This window comes from Mucilaginibacter sp. SJ, assembly GCF_028993635.1.
Classification (GTDB): Bacteria; Bacteroidota; Bacteroidia; order Sphingobacteriales; family Sphingobacteriaceae; genus Mucilaginibacter.
In genome coordinates this window covers 6,715,638-6,736,390 of record NZ_CP118631.1, presented here as the reverse complement: position 1 = coordinate 6,736,390, position 20,753 = coordinate 6,715,638, and the positions used below count along the sequence as shown (strand labels likewise).

Below are 20,753 nucleotides of genomic sequence, written 5' to 3'. Positions count from 1 at the left end.
TAAGAATAGCTGACATGGATAACAATTTTATTTTAAAAGAACCTTTGCCAGGCAACAAGTTCAGGAACAACATTAAGCCTTATTTAAACGGCTGGTATTTATTCCTGATAAGCATGATTATCTGTTTTGGAGCAGCCTGGGCATACCTTAACTATGTTACCCCGTTGTATAAAATAACAAGTACACTGCAAATCCCCGACGATAAAAAAGGCGATGGTATTTTAAAAGCTACTGCTTTCAGCGACCTGAACATGTTTCAGGAAACTAAAACCGTGGATAATGAAATGGAGGTATTGCGATCAAAAGATTTGATTTATAGCGTATTCAAAAAACTTAACCTGGAAACTTCCTATTTTGATGAAAGCGGCTTTAAAGTAAAAGAACTGTATGGTAACGAGCGGCCTTTTACCATTACTGTAAAAAGAATAGGGAAAACCGGCTATCTAAAAAAACTATATATCCAGCCATATTCACAAAATAAGTTTTTGTTAAAAGAGGAAACTAAAACATGGATCTACAGCTATAACCAACTGATTAATCACAAGGATTATTCCTTTAAAGTAGAAAAAGGCCCGGCCCGTGCAGATAACGAAACCCCAATACTGATCCAGTTTAAAAACCTTACCAGGCTGGCAGCAGCTTACAGCGCCGGGTTATTACAGGTAAACCCTGTAGTTAAAGAATCAAACACCTTAACCTTAAGCCTGGTTGATGCGGTGCCCGAAAGAGGGGTTGATATTCTTAACAACATCATATCTACCTATAACGCCGAAAACGTTGTTAAGAAAAACGTTACAGCCGTAAACACTATATTATTCATTGATAAACGATTACATGATTTAGAACAAGACCTGTCATACACCGAAGGTGATATTGAAACTTTTAAGCAAAGGAACGGAGCTGCAGAGATCAATGCAAGCACACAGGTAAATCTGACAAAATCTGCAGAATATAATCAACTGCTTGAAGAATCAAATACTCAATTGGGTATTGTGAATTCCATTGAAGCGTATTTAAAAAACTCGGCTAACCAATATGATGCTGTACCCAGTACCATGGGATTGAAGGATCCGGCATTAAATACCCTGGTTAGCCGTTTCAACGACCTGCAGTTGGAAAGGAACCGCATGCTGGGCAGCGCAAACCTCGCCAACCCCCTTATTGAAAACCTGAGCAACCAAATAGCCAGCCTTCGTGTAAATATTATGGAAAATCTCAGTAATATTAAAAAAGGCTTCTCTATTAGCCACAAATTGCTCAGTCAAAATTCTGCCCAGTATGACTCCCGCATCCGCTCTGTTCCGTCGCTTGAACGGGGACTTTTGCAGCGGAGCCGTGAACAGGGGGTAAAAACTAATTTATACCAGTACCTGTTGCAAAAAAGGGAAGAAACAGCGTTGTCTTTATCAGCTACCATTCCTTCATCACAATTGATTGATAAACCTGCTGCTAATCCGATAGCTGAATTTCCCAAGCAACAGCTCACCTATTTATTCGCTATTATAGCCGGGTTGTTTATGCCGGGAATTTTCATCTTCCTGAAAGATAAATTTAGCCTGAAAATCAGGAATCAATCAAGCCTGCTGAATATAAAGGGAGTGAAGATCCTGGGCGAACTATGCCATAATAATGAAGGTCAAAGCCCTGTAGTTATCTCTAACGGCAGTAATACCAACATTTCAGAACTCTTCAGGTATATCAGAAGCAATATTGGCTTCCTGAACCAGGGAACGCAGCACAAAACCATGCTTGTTACATCGTCTATGAAAGGCGAAGGCAAAACCTTTTTTAGCATCAATCTGGGTTTAACGCTTGCCATGCTCAATAAACGGGTATTAATTATGGAGTTTGACCTACGCAAGCCCGATTTGCTTAAAAACATCAACATGGAGCAAACCAAAGGCATTACAGATTTTTTAATGGGCGATACCAATTCACCGGCCGAATGCATCCAGGCGTATAATGAATCAGATAACCTTTTTGTAATGGGAAGCGGCAGTAAAGCAATTAACCCTGCCGAGCTATTATCAGATAAACGGCTCGACCTGCTTTTTAACTGGTGCAAAACCGAGTTTGATTATATCGTGCTCGACACATCGCCTGTAGGTGCCGTTGCCGACGCTTTTAGCCTGGCTAAATACGCCGAGTTGAGTATTTATATTGTACGGTATAATTATACTAATACCGAGCAATTAAGTATCCTCAGAGATATTTATGATAATGATAGATTAAATAACCTTATGGTAGTGTTTAACGATGCGAAAAAAGAAAACCGGGAGGCCTATGCCTATGGTGGCTATGGATATGCATCTGCATATGGCAGTTGATAGCTACCATTTTACAATAGCATAAGGTTAATGCTAATACGTGTTATAAACTTTTAGTTAAAGTATTTATTGACTGCCGCTGTTCCATGTGACTGGATTGGCGAAGCCGTAAGCAACATAAGTTGCAGTTGTTATGAACCAATAACCGGGTAAAACCGGAGAACCATATAAGCCGTTAGCTTGCTTTTTTTACTGCCTGACCAGTGTGACTGGATTGGCGGAGCCGCAGGAGACTAGAACACCTGTTATATTTTATGATAAACGGGTAAAACCGGCGAATATTATAAACCATTAGTTCGATTTATTTTTTATTAACTGCCTAACCATGTGACTGGATTGGCGGAGCCACAGCTAACACTGGCTGCGGCCGTAATAAAACAGATAACCAGGTTAGTAATTTTCAATTACTATTCTTTTAAAGCCATCATCACTTGCGCCATGTGAGTGAGTTGGCGAAGCTATAATAAGCCTTATTAATTCCCCCGATCCAACTTTATTCATTTTATGGAAACCCAATTAAGAACACCGCAATTTCGCATGACAAATTATCATGAAAAAAAATGGCTTGTTATTTACACCAAGCCCCGATGGGAAAAAAAGGTGGACAAGCTTTTGAAGCAAAATGGCATTGAATGCTATTGCCCGGTCAGAGATGTAGTAAGCCAATGGTCTGACAGGAAAAAGGAGATCAGTGTTCCTCTGTTTAGCTCCTACGTATTTGTTCATGTCGATGCCTATGAGCAGTCAAGGGCGCTTTACGTAATGGGGGCGTTAGGCTTTGTTTACTATATGGGTAAACCAGCTGTAGTGAGAGACAACATAATAGACGAGATCAGGACAAATCTTGTACGCTACAAAGACATGGAAATTGTGAGCCTTAAGAGTCTCACTGTTGGTGATACAGTTAAAATAAAAGATGGCGCTCTTGTAAATCAGATGGGTAAGGTACTGCAGATACAGGGCAAAAATGTATTAATGGTTTTTGAAACCATCAATTGCGCTTTGGTAACACGTGTTTCAATCCAAAACTTATCAGTTCATAACATCAGCAGAAATCATGAAAATTGAGAATTACCAACCTAAATTAGGCATTATCGGTCTTGGTTATGTAGGCTTGCCCCTGGCAGTTGAATTTGCAAAAAAATACAAGGTTATTGGCTATGATATTAATGTAGATCGCATTAATGAGCTCAAATCGGGCATTGATCACACTTTAGAGATAGAGTCCGACCAATTAAATGCAGTAATTACTCCTGTTTGCACAACCGCAACCGGTTTATACGTTACTGATGAAATTGAAAAATTACGGCAATGCTCTATATTCATTGTAACTGTGCCAACCCCTGTTGATAAAAATAACCGGCCGGATCTTTCTCCGTTAATAAATGCCAGTCGGGTTGTAGGCAAAGTGTTAAAAAAGAATGATATCGTGGTTTACGAATCAACCGTGTATCCGGGGGTAACTGAAGATGAATGTATGCCCATTTTAGAAAAAGTATCGGGGCTTACTTATAACGTTGATTTTTTTGCAGGCTACTCGCCCGAAAGGATCAATCCCGGAGATAAATTACATACAGTTTCAAAGATCCGCAAAATTACATCAGGCTCAACTCCTGAAGCTGCAGAAACCATTGATAAGCTTTATCAATCAGTTATAACCGCCGGCACATTTAAAGCCCATTCAATAAAAGTTGCCGAAGCAGCTAAAGTAATTGAAAACGCCCAACGCGATATCAACATTGCCTTTGTGAATGAACTGGCGATGATCTTTAACAAGTTAGGCATCGATACCCACAAGGTATTGGAAGCTGCAGGTACCAAATGGAACTTTTTAAATTTCAGGCCAGGCCTTGTTGGCGGACACTGCATCGGTGTTGACCCTTATTATCTTGCGCAAAAAGCTCAGGAAGCAGGTTATCACCCCGAAATTATACTTGCCGGTCGCCGCATTAACGACTCAATGGGTAGCTATGTTGCCGATCAGTTTATTAAACAGATGATTTGCCGCGGCACTTCCATAACAGATAGTGAAGTACTAATACTTGGGTTCACGTTTAAAGAAAACTGCCCCGATGTAAGGAATACCCGTGTAATAGATATTGTAAAACGATTGAAAGAATATAAAGTAAAAGTGCATGTCCATGATCCCTGGGCCAATGCAGAACATGCTAAAAAAGAGTATGGCATCATCTGCGAAAACGGCGAGTCAAAAACCCGTACCTATGATGGGGTTTTACTTGCTGTTGCCCACGAGGAGTTTAAAGAAATGAATGTAAAAGCGCTGTGCAAACCCAATGCGGTATTGTATGATTTGAAGGCATTTTTACCAGAAAACGTTGTTAATGCCCGGCTTTAAAAATTTATGACCTACAAACAAAGAGCCGTATCCGGCATAGTATGGGCGCTGTGGCAGCAATTAAGTTCAAAGGTGGTGAGCTTTGGCATATCCATTTTCCTGGCGCGGATCCTGGAGCCATCGCAATTTGGTTTGATAGCTATGCTGTCGCTTTTTATTTCGGTTGGCAACAGCCTCCTGGACAGCGGTCTGACAGCTTCGCTGATCCGTACAACCAATGCCGATCAGCGCGATTATTCAACCGTGTTCTTTTTTAATATTATTGGCAGTACTATCCTGTATTTGTTGCTTTTTTTATCGGCACCATTGATCTCTGCCTTTTATAATCAGCCGTTACTAACACCGGTGGTACGTGTTTATACCTTGATTTTGATCATCAATGCTTTTTTCGGGGTACAAAGCACCTTACTGATAAAAGAGCTAAAATTTAAGAAACAAACCAATATTCAAATTCCATCCGCTATTGGCGGCGGTATATTAGGTATTATACTCGCTAAATTAGGATATGGTGTTTGGAGCCTTGTTTGGATGGGTTTATGCACATCCTTTTTATCAACTGCCATACATTGGATTACCTCAAACTGGAGGCCGGCACTGATCTTTGATAAAGCGTGCTTTAAAAAACATATTCATTTCGGTTATAAAATGACATTATCGGGTTTAATTGATACTGTTTACCAAAATATCTACCTAATCATTATAGGTAAGTACTTTTCGGCAACTCAGCTTGGCTATTACAGCCGTGCCGATTCAATCAGCCAACTGCCTATCAGTAACATTTCGGCAGCTATAAATAAAGTTACTTATCCTATGTTCGCAGAGATCTCAAACGACCCGGTACAGCTAAAAAATGTGTATAAACGGCTTATGCAACAGGTAGTATTCTGGAATGCACCGGTACTTATATTACTTAGCGTTATTGCCAGACCTTTGTTTCACATCTTATTAACCGATAAATGGCTGCCCGCCGTTCCGTTCTTCCAATTGTTATGCATAGGCGGCATTATGTACCCGCTGCATTCATACAACTTAAATGTTTTAAAAGTAATGGGACAAAGCGCATTGTTTTTAAAGTTAGAGGTTATTAAAAAGGTTTTAAGTGTAGTTGGCATCCTGCTTTTTATTCCCTTCGGGATTTATGGGTTATTATACTTTCAGTTACTTTTTAACATAATAGCCTACTACATCAATTCCATTTACAGCGGTCGCCTAATTAACTACCCGGTTACCGAGCAGGTAAAAGATATTTTGCCAACAGTAACATTAGCCGGAAGCATTGGCCTCTGCTGTTATTTTCTCGACAAATTACTGATCAATGATTTTTTCATCCCGACTATGCAAATTGGCATATTACTCATAGTGTTCATTGCGGTTTATTATGGTACCAGTTTGTTGATTAAGCTCTCCGCTATTAAAGATTTTAACCAATTAATCCTAAAAAGATGATTCCAGTAACCAAACCATTTCTCCCTGCCGAAAAGGAATTCAGAGCCTATGTTAAAAGTATCTGGGAAAGGCAATGGCTCACCAACAATGGGCCCCTTGTGAACACGCTCGAATTAAAGTTAAAGCAATACCTGGGCGTTAGTCATATGCTGTTTGTTACAAACGGTACAATAGCTTTACAACTGGCTATCAAAGCACTTAACTTAAGCGGAGAAATTATCACAACGCCATTTTCATTTGTTGCTACGACAAGTACTATTGTATGGCAGGGTTGCGAACCTGTATTTGTTGATATCGATCCTGAAACGCTGAATATTGATCCGGCTAAAATCGAAGCTGCCATCACACCCAACACATCGGCTATACTGGCAACACACGTATTCGGTAACCCATGCGATATAACAGCCATACAAGCTATTGCTGATAAACATAACCTTAAGGTGATCTATGATGCCGCACATTGCTTCGGTACTTTTTATAAAAACCGCTCCGTATTTGAATATGGCGACATCAGTGTAACCAGCTTTCACTCAACCAAATTGTATCACACTATCGAAGGTGGCGCTGTATTTACCCAGGATCCGGAGTTATTAAAAACCATGGCACTGATGCGCAACTTCGGATATTCAGGTGTCGATACTTTCTCGGAGGAAGGCATCAATGCTAAAAACAGCGAGTTTCACGCAGCAATGGGTTTATGCAACCTGCGCCATGTTGACGAAATACTTAAAAAAAGAAAGTATTTGTATGAGCAATATCTGCAGCGCCTGGAAAACCTGGATGTTCAGTTCCAAAAACTTGAAAACGAACAGGATTATAATTATGCATATTTCCCCGTCGTTTTTCAAACAGAGGCCCTGATGCATCAAAGTAAAGCAAAATTAGAGTTAGCACAGATTTATTGCAGGAGGTATTTTTATCCCTCGTTATCATCATTGCCATACGTAAAAAGCCAACCAATGCCTGTTTGCGATTCCATAGCCTCAAGGGTGGTTTGTCTTCCGTTATATCATACGCTGTCGCTGTCAGATCTTGACCTTATTTGCAGGTTATTGCTTCGTGCACAAAACTTCGACAACAACTTTAAGCCGAAACATTTTGGCACACTGGTGACCGATAAAATTGAATCTGAAATAAATGTAAGGGCAGCGAATGTAAATGGAACGGTATGAACGATGAAGAAATAATGGTAAGTGTTCTCTGTATTACTTACAACCATGAAAAATTCATTTCTGAGGCTATTCGAAGCTTTTTGATGCAGAAAACCAACTTTAAGTTCGAAATCATCATTGGCGACGATTGCTCGACAGATAAAACCCAGTCAATAATTAAATTTTACTCAGAAACCTATCCCGGCAGGATCAAGCTTATAGCCTCCCCTACCAACTTAGGCACACATAAAAACTTAATTAATTGTGTTACACAGTGCAGAGGCAGGTACATAGCTCTTTGTGAGGGCGACGACTACTGGACAAATGAATATAAACTGCAAAAGCAGGTTGATTTTTTAGAAAACAATGCCGACTTCGTTATTTGCTGCCATTACCACAAAGTGATAAACGTTAATAACAAAACTCTTTACGTACACCCTAACCCGACACCGCTGATACATACATATGCCGATTTGCTGGCGGGGAAACAGGAAGAAACAAAAACGGCAACAGTTGTTTATCGCAACATTCCCGAAACCCATCAGCTGTTTGCTGCTCCCTGGTTTTTTGAATGTTTTGCCGGCGATAAAATGTTTAAGCTATGGGCCACCCAGCATACCGGCGGTAAAATTTATGTAATACCCGAGGTGATGAGCTGTTACCGCAATCATGAAGGCGGCGTATGGAGCATGATCAACGCCAAAGCACGTATGGAAATGGTTATAAGTGATTTCAATTTGATCATCAAAAACTTCACCTACTCTGCAAGGGCAAAAAAAAAGCTATTGCTGCTTTATATTAAACGCTATCTGTTATTTGAATTACAAAACAAACGGTTTCGCAAAGCTTACGATACACTAAAATACCTGCTTTAACCCGCAGGGAATTTAACACCAACAATGAACATACCAGCCGTCCCTTTTTCAAAACCCGTTCTGTTTTTCATTATTCCCTCCCTTAAAGGAGGAGGAGCAGAAAGAGTTATCATATCGCTTGCTAATTATTTTAATAAAAACAACTTTCAGTCGGTACTTATTTCTTTAAACAATGATGTTCCAGCATATGAAATTGATAATGATGTTAAGGTATTTTACCTTACTGACCGTCAAAAAAATTTGTTTGTTTACAGATTGTATCATATTGCCGAAACTTTTTTTAAACTTATCAAGTTATTGCGGGCTCAAAAGCCGGTGTGCGCTTTATCATTCATCACATCCGCCAATGTTTGGACTGGCATTACCTGTTGGTTTACCCGGGTGCCTTACATTGTTTCAGAGCGCACTTCGCCCGATAGAAGCGTTATCAGGTTTAACTATTTGCGTAAACAACTGGCTTTAAACTTATATAAAAGAGCCGAAGCAGTTGTAGTAAGTGCTAAAGGAGTTGAGGACTGCTTGCTTAAGGACAAAGACTTTAAAGTACTCACAAACATTGAGCGCATAACAAATGCTGTTACTATTTTCCCATTACCGTCAGAGGAGAAGGTCCACCATCGGAGGTTTATTTTGGGAGTTGGCCGTTTGGCCTATGTAAAAGGCTTTGATATCCTTATTGAAGCCTATGCAAAATCAGGCCTTACCGACGTCGATCTGATTATCGTCGGCGATGGCGAAGAACGCGCTACCCTCGTTTGCCAGATCTTTAATCTGGGGTTAAGAGAACGGGTATTGCTGCCTGGCAGCAAAAACAACCTTCAGGATTATTACAACCAGGCCGAAATGTTTGTCTTACCATCGCGCAACGAGGGATACCCCAATGCTTTAGTTGAAGCAATGAGCTTTGGCTGCCCCTCCATAGCGGTTGATTGCAATTTTGGACCTTCGGAGATCATCAACAACGGCCAAAATGGGATATTGGTAAAAAGAGGATCAATAAGTGATTTAGCCGATGCAATGCACCGTTTGGCCGGCAATGAGGTTGTAAAAACAACTCTTGGAAATCAGGCCCGCGTCATATCTCAAACCAACCATCCCGATAAGATCCTGGGAGAATGGGAAACGTTAATCAAAAAGCACGTTGCTGCAACTGCAACAGCGGCACAACTAACAAACAGCCAACCGGCTTTATAAACCTATCAAACTGTTAATATGTTACAGTATCTAATTCGTTTGGATGATTTGTGCCCTACAAATAACCTGCAAAAATGGGAACGTTTCTTTACCCTGTTCGACAAGCATGGTATAAAACCAATCATCGCTGTTATACCAGCCAATAAAGACCCCAAGCTAAAAGCCTGCGGTAATTTCAATCCTTACTACTGGCAGTTGGTGCGCGAACTTCAAAATAAAAATTATGTGATAGGCATGCACGGTTTTGATCATTATTACATAAATCACAACTCCGGCTTACTGAAGATGAACAACAGGTCGGAATTTGCAGGCTTACCATTGCAAACACAGAAAGAAAAAATAAGAAAAGCGGCCGAAATTTTCAGAGGTGAAAATATCAACCCCACTGTTTTCATTGCCCCTGCACATACTTTTGACCGTAATACACTGCTGGCTTTACACGAATACACTAACATTAAAATAATAAGTGACGGCCTGCTTAAGTCACCTTACGTAAGATTTGGTTTTAATTGGGTACCTGTTCAACTATCAGAAGTTGAACAAAAAACAAAATACACATGGACATTCAATTATCATCCCGAAACCTGTTCTGACAAAACGTTTGCTGAGCTTGAAATTTTCATAGAAAAAAACCATCACCTTTTTGTTTCACTGGATGACCTCGATTTTTCAAATTATACCTGGGCAGATGCCCTTGCCGAGAAATATTGCATTTATAAAAGATTAGCACGTGATTACGCCCAAAAAGCAATCGCTTTTATGGAACGAATCCCCGCCGGAAACTAACACTATTTAAACCTGATATGAAAATTTCTTTTGCGCCACCTTACATTGACCAGGCTGTTATAAACGAGGTTATGGACACGCTTAACTCCGGCTGGATAACCACCGGACCCAAAGTAGCCGCACTTGAGCAACAAATGAAGCAGCTTACAGCTTCGGATGCGGCTGTTTGCGTAAACTCCTGGACATCAGGAGCTATCCTGATGCTGAAATGGTTCGGCATAAAGGAAGGCGATGAGGTTATCATACCAGCATACACCTATTGTGCTACCGCCTTAAGTGTACTGCATTGCGGGGCTACACCGGTGATAGTTGATGTTGATGACGATTGCTGCATATCGACAGCGGCTGTGATCAAAGCTATAACACCAAAAACCAAGGCAATTATTGCCGTAGATATAGCCGGCTGGCCCTGCGATTATGAGGGATTAAAATCTATTATAAACAGGCAGGATATTAAAAAGTTATTCGTTGCTGAGAGCCCAAAGCAAAAAGTTTTAGGCCGGGTCCTTTTAATTGCCGACGCGGCGCATTCAATCGGTGCAACCATAAATGAATTACCTGCAGCAAAGTATAGTGATGTTTCTATCTTTTCTTTTCATGCAGTTAAAAACATTACCACTGCCGAAGGCGGTTGCATATGTATCAATCTGCCCGCCAATTTCAATGCAGCTGATGAGTACCGGTATTTAAAACTATATACCCTTAACGGCCAAACCAAGGATGCTTTTACTAAATCAAACGGGGGCGGCTGGAAATACGATATCCTGTTTATGGGCCTGAAAATCAATATGCCCGACATTTGCGCTGCAATAGGCCTCGGCCAGCTCAAGAATTATGATGTCCGACTACTCCCCATGCGCAAACGTGTTGCATCAATGTATTGTGACAGCTTTAAAGCAACGGATTGGTTTATTGAACCGCCATTAAAAAATGAGCAAAGGGAATCATCTTATCATTTGTTTGCCCTGCGAATTAAAGGTATATCAGAAGTACAGCGCGATCAGATCATCGACAGTATTATGAGTGAAGGGATCATGGCCAATGTACACTTTATGCCGCTGCCCATGTTAACCCTTTTTAAAGACATGGGGTATGAAATCTCTCAATATCCATCGGCTTATGCGCTTTATGCCAATGAAATCTCGCTCCCTATATATCCGCAGCTTTCGGATGAGCAGATAGATTTCATAATTACAACCGTCATAAACTCGGTAAATGCCGCATTAGAAGAGTGTAAAGAACCTGCAAAAGTTGAATTATAATACAGTTATGATTAAACGGCTTTTTGATATGGGCTTGTCATTTATCACCCTCATCGTATTGCTGCCGCTTTTCCTTTTGATTGCTGTAGCCATTAAAATAAACTCAAGAGGAAGCGCATTTTATAAACAGGCGCGGGTTGGGAAAGATGGAAATGAGTTTGAACTCTTCAAATTCCGAACCATGTACGTAAATTCAGACAGAGCCGGGTTACTAACCATTGGCAGTAAAGATTACCGAATCACCGGTGTTGGTTATTGGCTCCGGAAATATAAACTTGATGAACTGCCGCAATTGCTAAATGTTTTAAAAGGCGACATGAGCTTTGTTGGCCCGCGCCCCGAGGTGAGAAAATATGTAAACATGTACACACCGGCACAATTAAGGGTACTAACCGTAAAACCCGGGGTAACAGACTGGGCATCCATCAAATACTTTGATGAAAATGATATCCTGGCCAGCAGCGATGATCCTGAAGATATGTACATCCGGGTGATCGTGCCGTCAAAGATCAGCAAAAATCTCGAATACATCGACAACCAGGATCTTTTCATGGATCTGAAGATTATATTTTCTACAATAAAACGAATTTTTCAATAGCACCACTTTATTATGCTGCTTAAAAAGTGCCTCTTTTATGGTTTAATGCTCTTCTATCTGTACACACTTGCTTTTAACATTTTCATGACAGATACTTTGAGGATTCCTGCACCTGTAATTTTTTGCATGCTGCTATTCTTCGTGCAAAAACCTTTGCTTGATTTTGGCTATTACAACGAGTTAATAATTTTTTTAATCGGCGTTTTTTTATATCAGGTAGTAGGGATGAGCAATTATATTACCTTTTTTGCCATTCTCCTTACTATAATACCCTGTTCGTTATACTTTAACTATTTTGTAGGTGCAAATAAATCGCGCTATTACGCTTCAATATTAATGTTCTTCTTTCTGCTCATGTGCTCTATGATCATTATGGTACTTGATCACAGCATGGCAGGCACCATTGATCCGATCAGGAGCATGTTATTGGGCGAACCGGTTAAACAAAGTCCTGCAGGGCTGGCAGTAACACAATTTAACTTCGGATACCAGGTTGTGGCCATTACAACCTTTGCCTTTATTGCCTCATGCACCACCGGGCAATATCTTATAATAAGGGCTTTAGTTTTAGCAGCCTGTGTTGCCTGCATTTACCTTGGCATGAACAGGTCGGCATTTATAAGTTTTGGGGTCGGTGTAACGCTCTTCCTGTTTATTTACTATCGTTACAAGGCTGTTTTCCTGGTTGCTGCTACAGTGGTCATATGTTTTGGGCTGTACACTTATGTATTAAAAGATAACACTGACGACAAAAACAATATCCTTTCAAAAAACCAGGCTAAAGAAGCCAACGATTTTAACCGGGCCGATATGGCTGCCGAAAACCTTAAAATATATGCTGATTATCCTTTCGGGCTTATTTTTTATGGCAAAACCTGGGATGAGGTAACTTACCGCAACCCGATGTTCACATTTGGCTTATCATCCCACAATGCCTACCTGATGTTTATAACCGTGCTTGGTCCGTTTTTGGGGTTAGGGTTATTATGGGCCATATATTACAAAACCGTTCGCCTGTTTTGGCAAACTATAAAAAACGTAAAACATAAAGGAAGCGCTATTTATGTAGCTATATTTTTCACTTTTATAGCAGTTTCATTAAACGCGCTGTCACATAACGGGTGGCTGATGAGCGTGGATGGCCCTACTATATTTATTTATTTCGCTGTATTACACTACAAAAGGTTAAAAGACCCGGTAAAACAAACCGAACCAGTGCAGGAAGAATTAGTTGTCGCTTAAAACTTGATCCCAATTTTATTTATAATGAGAAAGAAGATTTTCCTTGTTCTTGGTTCGCTTGGTACAGGTGGTTCTGAGCGTGTTTACTGGCTGCTATCGCAATATTTCAACAAACCCGATTATGAGGTAGTTGTAGTGTTGCTTAATGGGCAGGAGTGCAGTTTCTCAACAGAAATAGCAGGTATCAGATTTTTAAACCTGAAAACAATGAAAGCTTCACGCTCATTTTTTAAACTTCGTAAACTGCTGAAAGATGAAAAACCATACGCGGTTTTTTCAACTACCGATCATATTAATATCCTGGTAGCCTTTGTTTCTATGTTTGTTAGAGTGCCTAATTTAATAGCCCGGGCATCTAACAATCCGCAGCAAATGGCGCAGTTTTATGGATTTAAGTCCCGCTTTTACAATTACTTTTCAAGGTTTTTGTTTGTACGCTTTAACTCAATTGTTTGCCAGTCGGAAGAAATGAGGCAATCAATATTTAAACTATACCATATCAGTCTCGATAAATTAATAGTTATACATAACCCCGTTATTATTACAGACGTTTTAAAACCTCAAAATAAAATTTCCGGTGTAAAAAGGCTTATTGCAGTTAACCGGCTCATCAAAGAAAAGGGATTATTTCGCCTGCTTGAGGTTATGAAAGCACTGCCTCAAAACTATGTTCTAACTATAGCCGGCAAAGGCCCGCTGATGGATACCTTAAAAGCAGAGGTACAAAATATAGGCCTTAACGAACGCGTGAAATTCATCGGTGAAATTAAAAATGTTGCCGATGTTATTTCTAAGCATGACTTACTGGTTTTAAGCTCATTTACCGAAGGCTTCCCTAATGTAGTGCTCGAAGCATTGTCGGTAGGCGTTCCGGTGGTTACATTCAGAGTTGGCGGGGTTAACGAACTGATAAGAGAAGGCTTTAATGGTTTTATAGCCGAGCAAAATGATCTGTGCACACTACGCCATCAAATTATCAGGGCATGCAATCAAACCTGGCAGCATCCTAATATCAAAGCCGATATCGTTGACCGCTTTAGTCTCGAGAAAATAGGCATGGAATATGAAACCCTGCTTGCTAATTAAACAAAACTATTAACCCCTAACGTTTTTTTATGTGCGGCATTTACGGATCAACAGTGAGATATGACGATAACATTATATTTCAAAAACTGGCAAGGGCCGATTTCAGGGGCCCCGATTATTCTGGCTTTGAACACAATGGTCCGGTTACCTTAGGCCATAACCGGTTGGCTATTGTTGATCTGGATCACCGGTCAGATCAGCCCTTAACTTACAATCACCTTAAAGTTGTATTTAATGGCGAAATCTACAACTATAAAACCTTAAAGGTAAAGCTCACAGCCCTGGGTTACAGATTCCTGACTGATTCGGATACAGAGGTTATTACAGCCGCCTTTCTTGAATATGGCGAAAACTGTGTCAACCATTTCAACGGTATGTTTGCCTTTGTAATTTTTGACACCCGCACGCTCCAGCTTTTTGGCGCCCGCGACAGGCTTGGCAAAAAGCCGTTTTACTATATCCAAAATGGTTTAGATTTTGAATTTGCAAGCCAGCCATCGCAAATATGTATAGGTCGGAATGTAACTATCAATGAACAGGCTATTAACGAATATTTTGTATGGGGATACGTTCCCGAACCCAAATCGGCCTGGAACGAAATCCAAAAGCTTGAGGCCGGGCATTCATTTTGTTTTGATTGCAATACCGGCAGTTTCAGAATAAGAAAATACTGGGAACTGGATTTAAACCATGCCGAACGCTATGAAGGAACATACCAGCAAGCACAGGCCGATTTGACCCGGCTGATTACTAACGCGGTTGATATACGCATGCATGCCGACGTGCCCCTTGGGGTATATCTTTCAGGCGGTATCGACTCATCACTTGTTGCGGCCATAGCTTCAAAAAACTATAACAATGTAAAAACCTTTTGCATAAAATTCAGAGAAAAAGGTTTTGATGAAAGCGTTTTTGCACAAAAAATTGCCGATCATTTAAAAACAGATCATCATACAATTGAATGTAATAAAGAAGAAGGCCTTGAACTAATTGAGAGTTTCGGCCGCTATTATGATGAGCCTTTTGCCGATTCAAGCGCCATCCCATCCCTGCTGTTAAGTAAACACACCAAAAAACACGTTACCGTGGTTTTAAGCGGTGATGGCGGCGATGAAAGCTTTTTAGGATACAGCCGTTACAAATGGTTCAACATGGTTAACCAGCTGTTTAAATGCCCGCTGGCGCTACGTAAAAAAATAGCCGATGTAATTAGCATCTCCCCTAACTACCGTCATAAGCTAATTGCAATGGGGATCTGCAATCCGGAGGTTAAATCACTTTACGGGCTTATGCTGGGCGGCCTGGAATACTCCTGGCTCGAAAATCCTAACATTGGCCTGCAGGTTCCGTTCATGGATATCTGGTCGTCAAAATCAACAAGCATGCTTCAAAAGCTGTCGGCATTTGATACCAAGACCTATTTAAACGGTGACATAAATACTAAAGTTGACAGGGGCACAATGGCCTTTTCGTTAGAAGCAAGGGCACCGCTTATGGATTACCGGGTAATTGCATTTGCTCAAACCCTGCCCGACAGCTATAAGTTTAAATATGGCATTCAAAAAAGGATTTTGAAAGATATACTATACCAATATGCGCCGGCACAACTGTTTGACAGGCCAAAATCCGGCTTTACAATGCCGCTAAGCCATTGGTTTAAAAACGAACTGAGAGATCACGTAATGGACCATCTTTCAATCAGCGAGTTAAAGAACATCCCCGGTATTAACGTACAAAAATCATTTGCCATGATAAACGACCACATGAGCGGCAAATGGAACAGGGCAACGCAGATCTGGAAACTGCTTGTGTATACACAATGGCTTAAAGATCAGCGTTCAAAAACAATTTCAACATACCAGGTAGCTTAAAATACTCTAAACTTTATGATCCAGATTAACAACAGGGCTATGCGTATAGTACCATACACAGTTGTGTGGTTTGCCGCTAAGCCCAATTTATGGGGCTGCCTGTTAAAATACTATAAACAAAGTAAAAGCAGCGAAACTGTTCCGGGGTACCGCAAAGAGGATTTTTTCACCAAAATAATTGATATAACCGCCCCTGTACCTGCTATTGAAGCCAATTTTGATAAAAACACATCATACGAAATACGCAGGGCCATTAAAGATGGTGTATCAACCGTAATGGGTACAGGCATTAAACCCTTTATTGACTTTTACAATGCATTTGCAGTTACCAAAGGCCTGAAAAAAATTAATAAAGAGTTTTATAAATACAAGCCGCACCTGTTTATCACCAAGGCGGTTTACCAGGATCAGGATATTGTTATGCACGCTTACATCCGCGACCATTCATCGCAAAGAGTAAGATTATTGCATTCGGCTTCCCTGTTCAGAAATGAAAATGACAGCCAGTTAAGGGCTGTTACAGGCCGGGCAAACCGCTTGTTGCATTTTGAAGATATCCGCTTTTTTAAACAACTTGGCTTCAAAATATATGATTTGGGCGGCTATGCTTACAATACATCAGATACCGAACTTTTAAAGATCAACAAATTCAAAGATAGTTTTGGTGGAAGCCTGCTGCAGGAAACCGACTATCTACCTATATCACTAACATTCCTGTCATTTTTAAAAAAAATATTTCGATTATGAAAGACCTTATCTCCTCATTCATTTCATTTATTCACAAAGTGTTTAGTTATGACAAATGGAATATAGGTTATATATCACAATCTCCCGAAAACCTTATCCACACTCAGCAGCTAAACGGAAAAATCAATTGGTTATCAGAAGATAAAGTGGATTATACAGCCGATCCTTTTACTGCAAATATCAATGGCCGTTTACATCTCTATTATGAAGAGCTTAATTTCTGGAAGGGAAAAGGCGAGATCATGATGACGGATAACATGCATTTCAAAAACAAGAAAAAAGTAAATGGCATCATGGAAGACGAAATACACCTCTCCTATCCGCACATGTTCACTGACAGTAACCGGCTATACTGTATTCCGGAAACAGGCAGAGCTAAACAGGTGGCTCTTTATCAAATTGATATGAATAACCCATATAAGTTTGAAAAGATCAGGGTATTGCTGGAAGGCCAGGCATTTGTTGACAGTTCCATTATCCATTATAACAACAAATATTGGCTCTTTACAAGTGTTTCGGGTGAACACGGCGTACTGTACTTATTTTATGCCGACACACTCGACGCTCCATTTAAGGCACATAAACAAAACCCTATAAAGGTAGCTTCAAACGTGAGCCGGTCGGCAGGCAGGTTATTTGTAGTTGGGCAAAAGCTTTATATGCCCAGCCAAAATCCAAAAAGGTGTTATGGTGGCTCGGTAATGATCAATGAAATAACCATTATAACCGAAACAGATTTTCAATACCATACTGCTTTTGAACTACTTCCCCAGGCACCTTATGACGAAGGATTGCATACTATAAATTTTGAAGATGGATTATTAATTGTTGACGGAAAACGCAAAGTATTGAGCGCAATAGGGCCATTTAAAAAAGTATTTAGGAAACTAAAGAACCTTAACAAGCCTAACTAATGTCAGAAATGAAACCTAAATTACTTTTTGTTTCAATCACCGATAAGGCAAACGGAGCCGAAAATATACTATTACAAGCAGCCCGTGCCAGTAATGCCAGCCTGTTATTTCTAAAAAAGGTAAACAGCGGAGGCTTAAACATACCAGGTGATCTACAAGTTGAATATGTGAGCAACGGAAGCATATTAAGTGGCTTTTCCAAGTTAGTAAAAAGCTTAAGCCCTTACCGCACAGATCATATTATTTTTAGTACACATCCTTACTTAAATGCTTTCCTGGGTTTTTTAAAACGCTTTGGATATTTAAAATCAAAACTCATAGTGAGGGAATGCTCGTCTGTTTTAACCCGGTACAGCGGTTTAAAAAAATTGAGTTACCAAATAGCATATCGGCTTGGCTACCCAGGGGCAAATTTGGTTGTATGCCAAACCAGCAGCATGCGGGATAGTTTTATACAGCATCTCCCATACATCGACAAGCGAAGGGTTATCATTCAGAAAAACCCGATCGATATTGAACAAAACCTAATAAAGGCCGAAGAAGTACTGCCCGCTGCCGAAGCCACTGTTGAATTTATTTGTGCAGCCGGGCGGCTCATACCTGAAAAGGGCTTTGATATACTAATTATGGCTTTTGATGAAATTAAAGCTTCCCGGCCCAATTTGCAGCTACTGATATTTGGCGAAGGCCCGGAGCAAGCCTCGCTTCAGAAACTGATCAGTGAATTAAAATTGGAAGGCCGGGTAGTATTAAAAGGGTGGATCGCAAACCCTATGCCTTATTTTAAGCATGCAAAAGCCTGTGTTATATCATCAATAAAAGAGGGTTTTCCGAACGTATTATTGCAAATGATGATCCTGAACCCGGTTGTAATCAGCACCAATTGCGCGGGAGGTATCGATGAGATCCCGGGCATTTACCTGGCAGAAGCCGATAATGTAAACTCATTAACAACAGCGGTAAACACCGCCCTCAGCACTAACAGCAATCATAAAGACCTTATAATGCAATACGTAGAAGACCGTACCCCCGAAATATTCATCAAGTCGATACTGAATGCACTGGTATAAAAGGCCCCTGACTTATACATAGTAGCGCAACAACTTTAACTAACTAAAATAAAAATTTTATGAAAACAATTATTAAATCCACCCGAAATGTTGTGTTGCCTATAATAACAATTGTAGCCATGCTATCTGCTATTAACGGTTGTAAAAAAGCCGACCAGCCAACACCAACACCAACACCGCCTACAACTACTCCTCCTGTTACAACACCACAGGATGAATCTATCAAATCGATAAGCTTGATAGGGTTGAGAGTCGATAGCGGCTTTTGTTACAAAATTGGCTATGATTTACCTGAAATTGGGGATTCAAACACCTCTCCAACTGTTTCAAAGCTCAGGCTGTTTGAAAATGGCGTTGAACTGGGGCCGGCCCACTCTACCCACCGTGATATCCGCAGTTTTGGACTGGGACAATTTAGCCATTGGGGCAACACATTGTATTTCTCAACGTCAGACAATAGTAATCCACTTACAAACGGGAGAAAATACACTTATACCATGAAGTAAGACTTATCAAATCACACTCAAACGCGCGCAATTTGATAAACTCCTTACTCAAAAGTATTCTGCAACAGGTACATCTACCTCCCTTTTTCGTTACCGTTCCTGATTCTTTTTCATACAGGCATTTGCTATTATTTAAGCGTTCACGCTTATAATCAACCAATAATCAACGCCTTCCTCTAAGGCTTTCATTTAAACCTAATTTCACTTATTTATGAAAATTTTAATTACCGGCACTGCGGGATTTATCGGCTATCATTTAACCCAAAAATTACTTAAACGCGGCGACAGCGTTGTGGGCATTGATAATATTAATGATTACTATGATGTAAAGCTAAAACACGCCCGATTGCTGGATGCCGGCATAAAAGTATCAGGAATGGTTTATAACAAACCTGTTTGCAGTACAAAATATCCAAATTATACTTTTATAAAACTGGATATAACGGATAAAGAAAATCTGCAGCAGCAATTCCAAAACTATCAGTTTGATGCCGTTTGTAACCTGGCCGCACAGGCCGGTGTACGCTACAGTCTTACTAATCCCGATGTTTATATTGACACAAACGTAAAAGGATTTTTAAACATCCTGGAATGCTGCAGGCATTTCAAGATTAATCACCTTGTTTACGCCAGTTCATCAAGCGTTTACGGTTTAAACAAAAAAATGCCCTTCAGCGAGCATAATATTGCCGACCATCCGGTTTCATTATACGCAGCATCAAAAAAAGCCAATGAAATGATGGCCCATACCTACAGCCATTTATTTAATCTGCGAACTACGGGGTTACGTTTTTTTACAGTTTACGGGCCGTGGGGCCGGCCAGACATGGCTTTATTTATTTTTACCAAAGCAATTCTGGAGGGCAGGCCTATTGAAGTTTTTAACAACGGCAATATGCTTCGCGATTTTACCTACGTAGATGACATTGTTGAAGGCATTACGCATGTTATTGATCAGCCGGCCGAACCTAATTATCTGTGGAATGCCAAAGATCCAGATCCGGCTACATCGTCTGCACCTTTCAGGGTGTTCAACATTGGCAGGGGCGCACCGGTTAACCTGCTTGATTTTGTAAGCGAAATTGAGGCACAAGTAAACAAAAAAGCAATCAAAACACTAATGCCAATGCAGGATGGCGACGTTGCCGAAACCTGTGCCGATGTTTCAAATTTAGATGACATGCTGAACTATAAACCCCAGGTTTCTGTTCATACCGGGGTTGAACGATTTATTGCATGGTACAAAAAATACTACCATATTAAAAGCACCAAGCCCGAACCGGTGCTTGTTCACTAAAATATCGCTCCCGATAATCGTGTTT

18 protein-coding genes are annotated in these 20,753 nt (G+C 40.4%); all 18 read left to right on the top strand.

Annotated features, from left to right (window positions below):
• The first annotated feature begins 14 nt into the window (after nucleotides 1–14).
• The 18 genes from MusilaSJ_RS27660 to MusilaSJ_RS27575 all read left to right on the top strand — a co-directional run bounded on the left by MusilaSJ_RS27660 (nucleotide 15) and on the right by MusilaSJ_RS27575 (nucleotide 20,728).
• The gene (locus MusilaSJ_RS27660; protein ID WP_274987970.1) at nucleotides 15–2,327 is read left to right on the top strand and encodes a GumC family protein; all 2,313 of its coding nucleotides are present in this window, start codon (nucleotides 15–17) and stop codon (nucleotides 2,325–2,327) included.
• A gap of 537 nt (nucleotides 2,328–2,864) precedes the next feature.
• Nucleotides 2,865–3,395, top strand: a complete 531-nt coding sequence (locus tag MusilaSJ_RS27655) for a UpxY family transcription antiterminator (RefSeq protein WP_274987969.1) — start codon at nucleotides 2,865–2,867, stop codon at nucleotides 3,393–3,395.
• On the top strand, nucleotides 3,385–4,683 hold the full coding sequence (locus tag MusilaSJ_RS27650; protein WP_274987968.1) for a nucleotide sugar dehydrogenase: 1,299 nt from the start codon (nucleotides 3,385–3,387) through the stop codon (nucleotides 4,681–4,683). Before MusilaSJ_RS27655 ends, MusilaSJ_RS27650 begins: the two co-directional genes overlap by 11 nt.
• A gap of 6 nt (nucleotides 4,684–4,689) precedes the next feature.
• Entirely contained in the window at nucleotides 4,690–6,129 is a 1,440-nt protein-coding gene (locus MusilaSJ_RS27645; protein WP_274987967.1) for a lipopolysaccharide biosynthesis protein, read from the top strand.
• On the top strand, nucleotides 6,126–7,301 hold the full coding sequence (locus MusilaSJ_RS27640; protein ID WP_090526811.1) for a DegT/DnrJ/EryC1/StrS family aminotransferase: 1,176 nt from the start codon (nucleotides 6,126–6,128) through the stop codon (nucleotides 7,299–7,301). The genes MusilaSJ_RS27645 and MusilaSJ_RS27640 overlap by 4 nt, the downstream gene beginning before the upstream one ends.
• Complete coding sequence (locus tag MusilaSJ_RS27635) at nucleotides 7,298–8,155, top strand: glycosyltransferase family 2 protein (protein WP_274987966.1); 858 nt, start codon at nucleotides 7,298–7,300, stop codon at nucleotides 8,153–8,155. The genes MusilaSJ_RS27640 and MusilaSJ_RS27635 overlap by 4 nt, the downstream gene beginning before the upstream one ends.
• Nucleotides 8,156–8,179: 24 nt before the next feature.
• Nucleotides 8,180–9,349, top strand: a complete 1,170-nt coding sequence (locus MusilaSJ_RS27630; protein WP_274987965.1) for a glycosyltransferase — start codon at nucleotides 8,180–8,182, stop codon at nucleotides 9,347–9,349.
• Nucleotides 9,350–9,367: 18 nt separating this feature from the next.
• Entirely contained in the window at nucleotides 9,368–10,135 is a 768-nt protein-coding gene (locus tag MusilaSJ_RS27625) for a DUF2334 domain-containing protein (RefSeq protein ID WP_274987964.1), read from the top strand.
• Nucleotides 10,136–10,152: 17 nt separating this feature from the next.
• Nucleotides 10,153–11,397 carry a DegT/DnrJ/EryC1/StrS family aminotransferase gene (locus tag MusilaSJ_RS27620; RefSeq protein WP_274987963.1) on the top strand — a complete coding sequence of 415 codons (1,245 nt, stop codon included), beginning with the start codon at nucleotides 10,153–10,155 and terminating at the stop codon, nucleotides 11,395–11,397.
• Between the two features lie 7 nt (nucleotides 11,398–11,404).
• The gene (locus MusilaSJ_RS27615) at nucleotides 11,405–11,995 is read left to right on the top strand and encodes a sugar transferase (protein ID WP_274987962.1); all 591 of its coding nucleotides are present in this window, start codon (nucleotides 11,405–11,407) and stop codon (nucleotides 11,993–11,995) included.
• An 84-nt stretch (nucleotides 11,996–12,079) separates the two neighbouring features.
• The gene (locus MusilaSJ_RS27610; RefSeq protein ID WP_274987961.1) at nucleotides 12,080–13,237 is read left to right on the top strand and encodes an O-antigen ligase family protein; all 1,158 of its coding nucleotides are present in this window, start codon (nucleotides 12,080–12,082) and stop codon (nucleotides 13,235–13,237) included.
• A gap of 24 nt (nucleotides 13,238–13,261) precedes the next feature.
• Nucleotides 13,262–14,323: a glycosyltransferase gene (locus MusilaSJ_RS27605; RefSeq protein ID WP_274987960.1), complete on the top strand. Its 1,062-nt coding sequence runs from the start codon at nucleotides 13,262–13,264 to the stop codon at nucleotides 14,321–14,323.
• Between the two features lie 29 nt (nucleotides 14,324–14,352).
• Nucleotides 14,353–16,194 carry an asparagine synthase (glutamine-hydrolyzing) gene (gene asnB, locus MusilaSJ_RS27600; RefSeq protein WP_274987959.1) on the top strand — a complete coding sequence of 614 codons (1,842 nt, stop codon included), beginning with the start codon at nucleotides 14,353–14,355 and terminating at the stop codon, nucleotides 16,192–16,194.
• 15 nt (nucleotides 16,195–16,209) lie between these two features.
• A complete protein-coding gene (locus MusilaSJ_RS27595) occupies nucleotides 16,210–16,941 on the top strand; it encodes a GNAT family N-acetyltransferase (protein ID WP_274987958.1) in 732 nt (243 codons plus the stop codon).
• Entirely contained in the window at nucleotides 16,938–17,855 is a 918-nt protein-coding gene (locus tag MusilaSJ_RS27590) for a glucosamine inositolphosphorylceramide transferase family protein (protein ID WP_274987957.1), read from the top strand. The genes MusilaSJ_RS27595 and MusilaSJ_RS27590 overlap by 4 nt, the downstream gene beginning before the upstream one ends.
• Before the next feature lie 8 nt (nucleotides 17,856–17,863).
• The gene (locus tag MusilaSJ_RS27585) at nucleotides 17,864–18,925 is read left to right on the top strand and encodes a glycosyltransferase (protein WP_274987956.1); all 1,062 of its coding nucleotides are present in this window, start codon (nucleotides 17,864–17,866) and stop codon (nucleotides 18,923–18,925) included.
• Between the two features lie 59 nt (nucleotides 18,926–18,984).
• Nucleotides 18,985–19,431 (top strand): hypothetical protein, encoded by a 447-nt coding sequence (locus MusilaSJ_RS27580; protein ID WP_274987955.1) that lies wholly within the window; start codon nucleotides 18,985–18,987, stop codon nucleotides 19,429–19,431.
• Between the two features lie 211 nt (nucleotides 19,432–19,642).
• The gene (locus tag MusilaSJ_RS27575) at nucleotides 19,643–20,728 is read left to right on the top strand and encodes an NAD-dependent epimerase (RefSeq protein WP_274987954.1); all 1,086 of its coding nucleotides are present in this window, start codon (nucleotides 19,643–19,645) and stop codon (nucleotides 20,726–20,728) included.
• The last annotated feature ends 25 nt before the right edge of the window (nucleotides 20,729–20,753 follow it).

Bases quoted from the DNA above. Each gene is read 5' to 3' on its own strand.
- MusilaSJ_RS27660 (WP_274987970.1), top strand. From the start codon at position 15: ATGGATAACAATTTTATTTTAAAAGAACCTTTGCCAGGCAACAAGTTC.
- MusilaSJ_RS27655 (WP_274987969.1), top strand. From the start codon at position 2,865: ATGACAAATTATCATGAAAAAAAATGGCTTGTTATTTACACCAAGCCC.
- MusilaSJ_RS27650 (WP_274987968.1), top strand. From the start codon at position 3,385: ATGAAAATTGAGAATTACCAACCTAAATTAGGCATTATCGGTCTTGGT.
- MusilaSJ_RS27645 (WP_274987967.1), top strand. From the start codon at position 4,690: ATGACCTACAAACAAAGAGCCGTATCCGGCATAGTATGGGCGCTGTGG.
- MusilaSJ_RS27640 (WP_090526811.1), top strand. From the start codon at position 6,126: ATGATTCCAGTAACCAAACCATTTCTCCCTGCCGAAAAGGAATTCAGA.
- MusilaSJ_RS27635 (WP_274987966.1), top strand. From the start codon at position 7,298: ATGAACGATGAAGAAATAATGGTAAGTGTTCTCTGTATTACTTACAAC.
- MusilaSJ_RS27630 (WP_274987965.1), top strand. From the start codon at position 8,180: ATGAACATACCAGCCGTCCCTTTTTCAAAACCCGTTCTGTTTTTCATT.
- MusilaSJ_RS27625 (WP_274987964.1), top strand. From the start codon at position 9,368: ATGTTACAGTATCTAATTCGTTTGGATGATTTGTGCCCTACAAATAAC.
- MusilaSJ_RS27620 (WP_274987963.1), top strand. From the start codon at position 10,153: ATGAAAATTTCTTTTGCGCCACCTTACATTGACCAGGCTGTTATAAAC.
- MusilaSJ_RS27615 (WP_274987962.1), top strand. From the start codon at position 11,405: ATGATTAAACGGCTTTTTGATATGGGCTTGTCATTTATCACCCTCATC.
- MusilaSJ_RS27610 (WP_274987961.1), top strand. From the start codon at position 12,080: ATGACAGATACTTTGAGGATTCCTGCACCTGTAATTTTTTGCATGCTG.
- MusilaSJ_RS27605 (WP_274987960.1), top strand. From the start codon at position 13,262: ATGAGAAAGAAGATTTTCCTTGTTCTTGGTTCGCTTGGTACAGGTGGT.
- asnB (WP_274987959.1), top strand. From the start codon at position 14,353: ATGTGCGGCATTTACGGATCAACAGTGAGATATGACGATAACATTATA.
- MusilaSJ_RS27595 (WP_274987958.1), top strand. From the start codon at position 16,210: ATGATCCAGATTAACAACAGGGCTATGCGTATAGTACCATACACAGTT.
- MusilaSJ_RS27590 (WP_274987957.1), top strand. From the start codon at position 16,938: ATGAAAGACCTTATCTCCTCATTCATTTCATTTATTCACAAAGTGTTT.
- MusilaSJ_RS27585 (WP_274987956.1), top strand. From the start codon at position 17,864: ATGAAACCTAAATTACTTTTTGTTTCAATCACCGATAAGGCAAACGGA.
- MusilaSJ_RS27580 (WP_274987955.1), top strand. From the start codon at position 18,985: ATGAAAACAATTATTAAATCCACCCGAAATGTTGTGTTGCCTATAATA.
- MusilaSJ_RS27575 (WP_274987954.1), top strand. From the start codon at position 19,643: ATGAAAATTTTAATTACCGGCACTGCGGGATTTATCGGCTATCATTTA.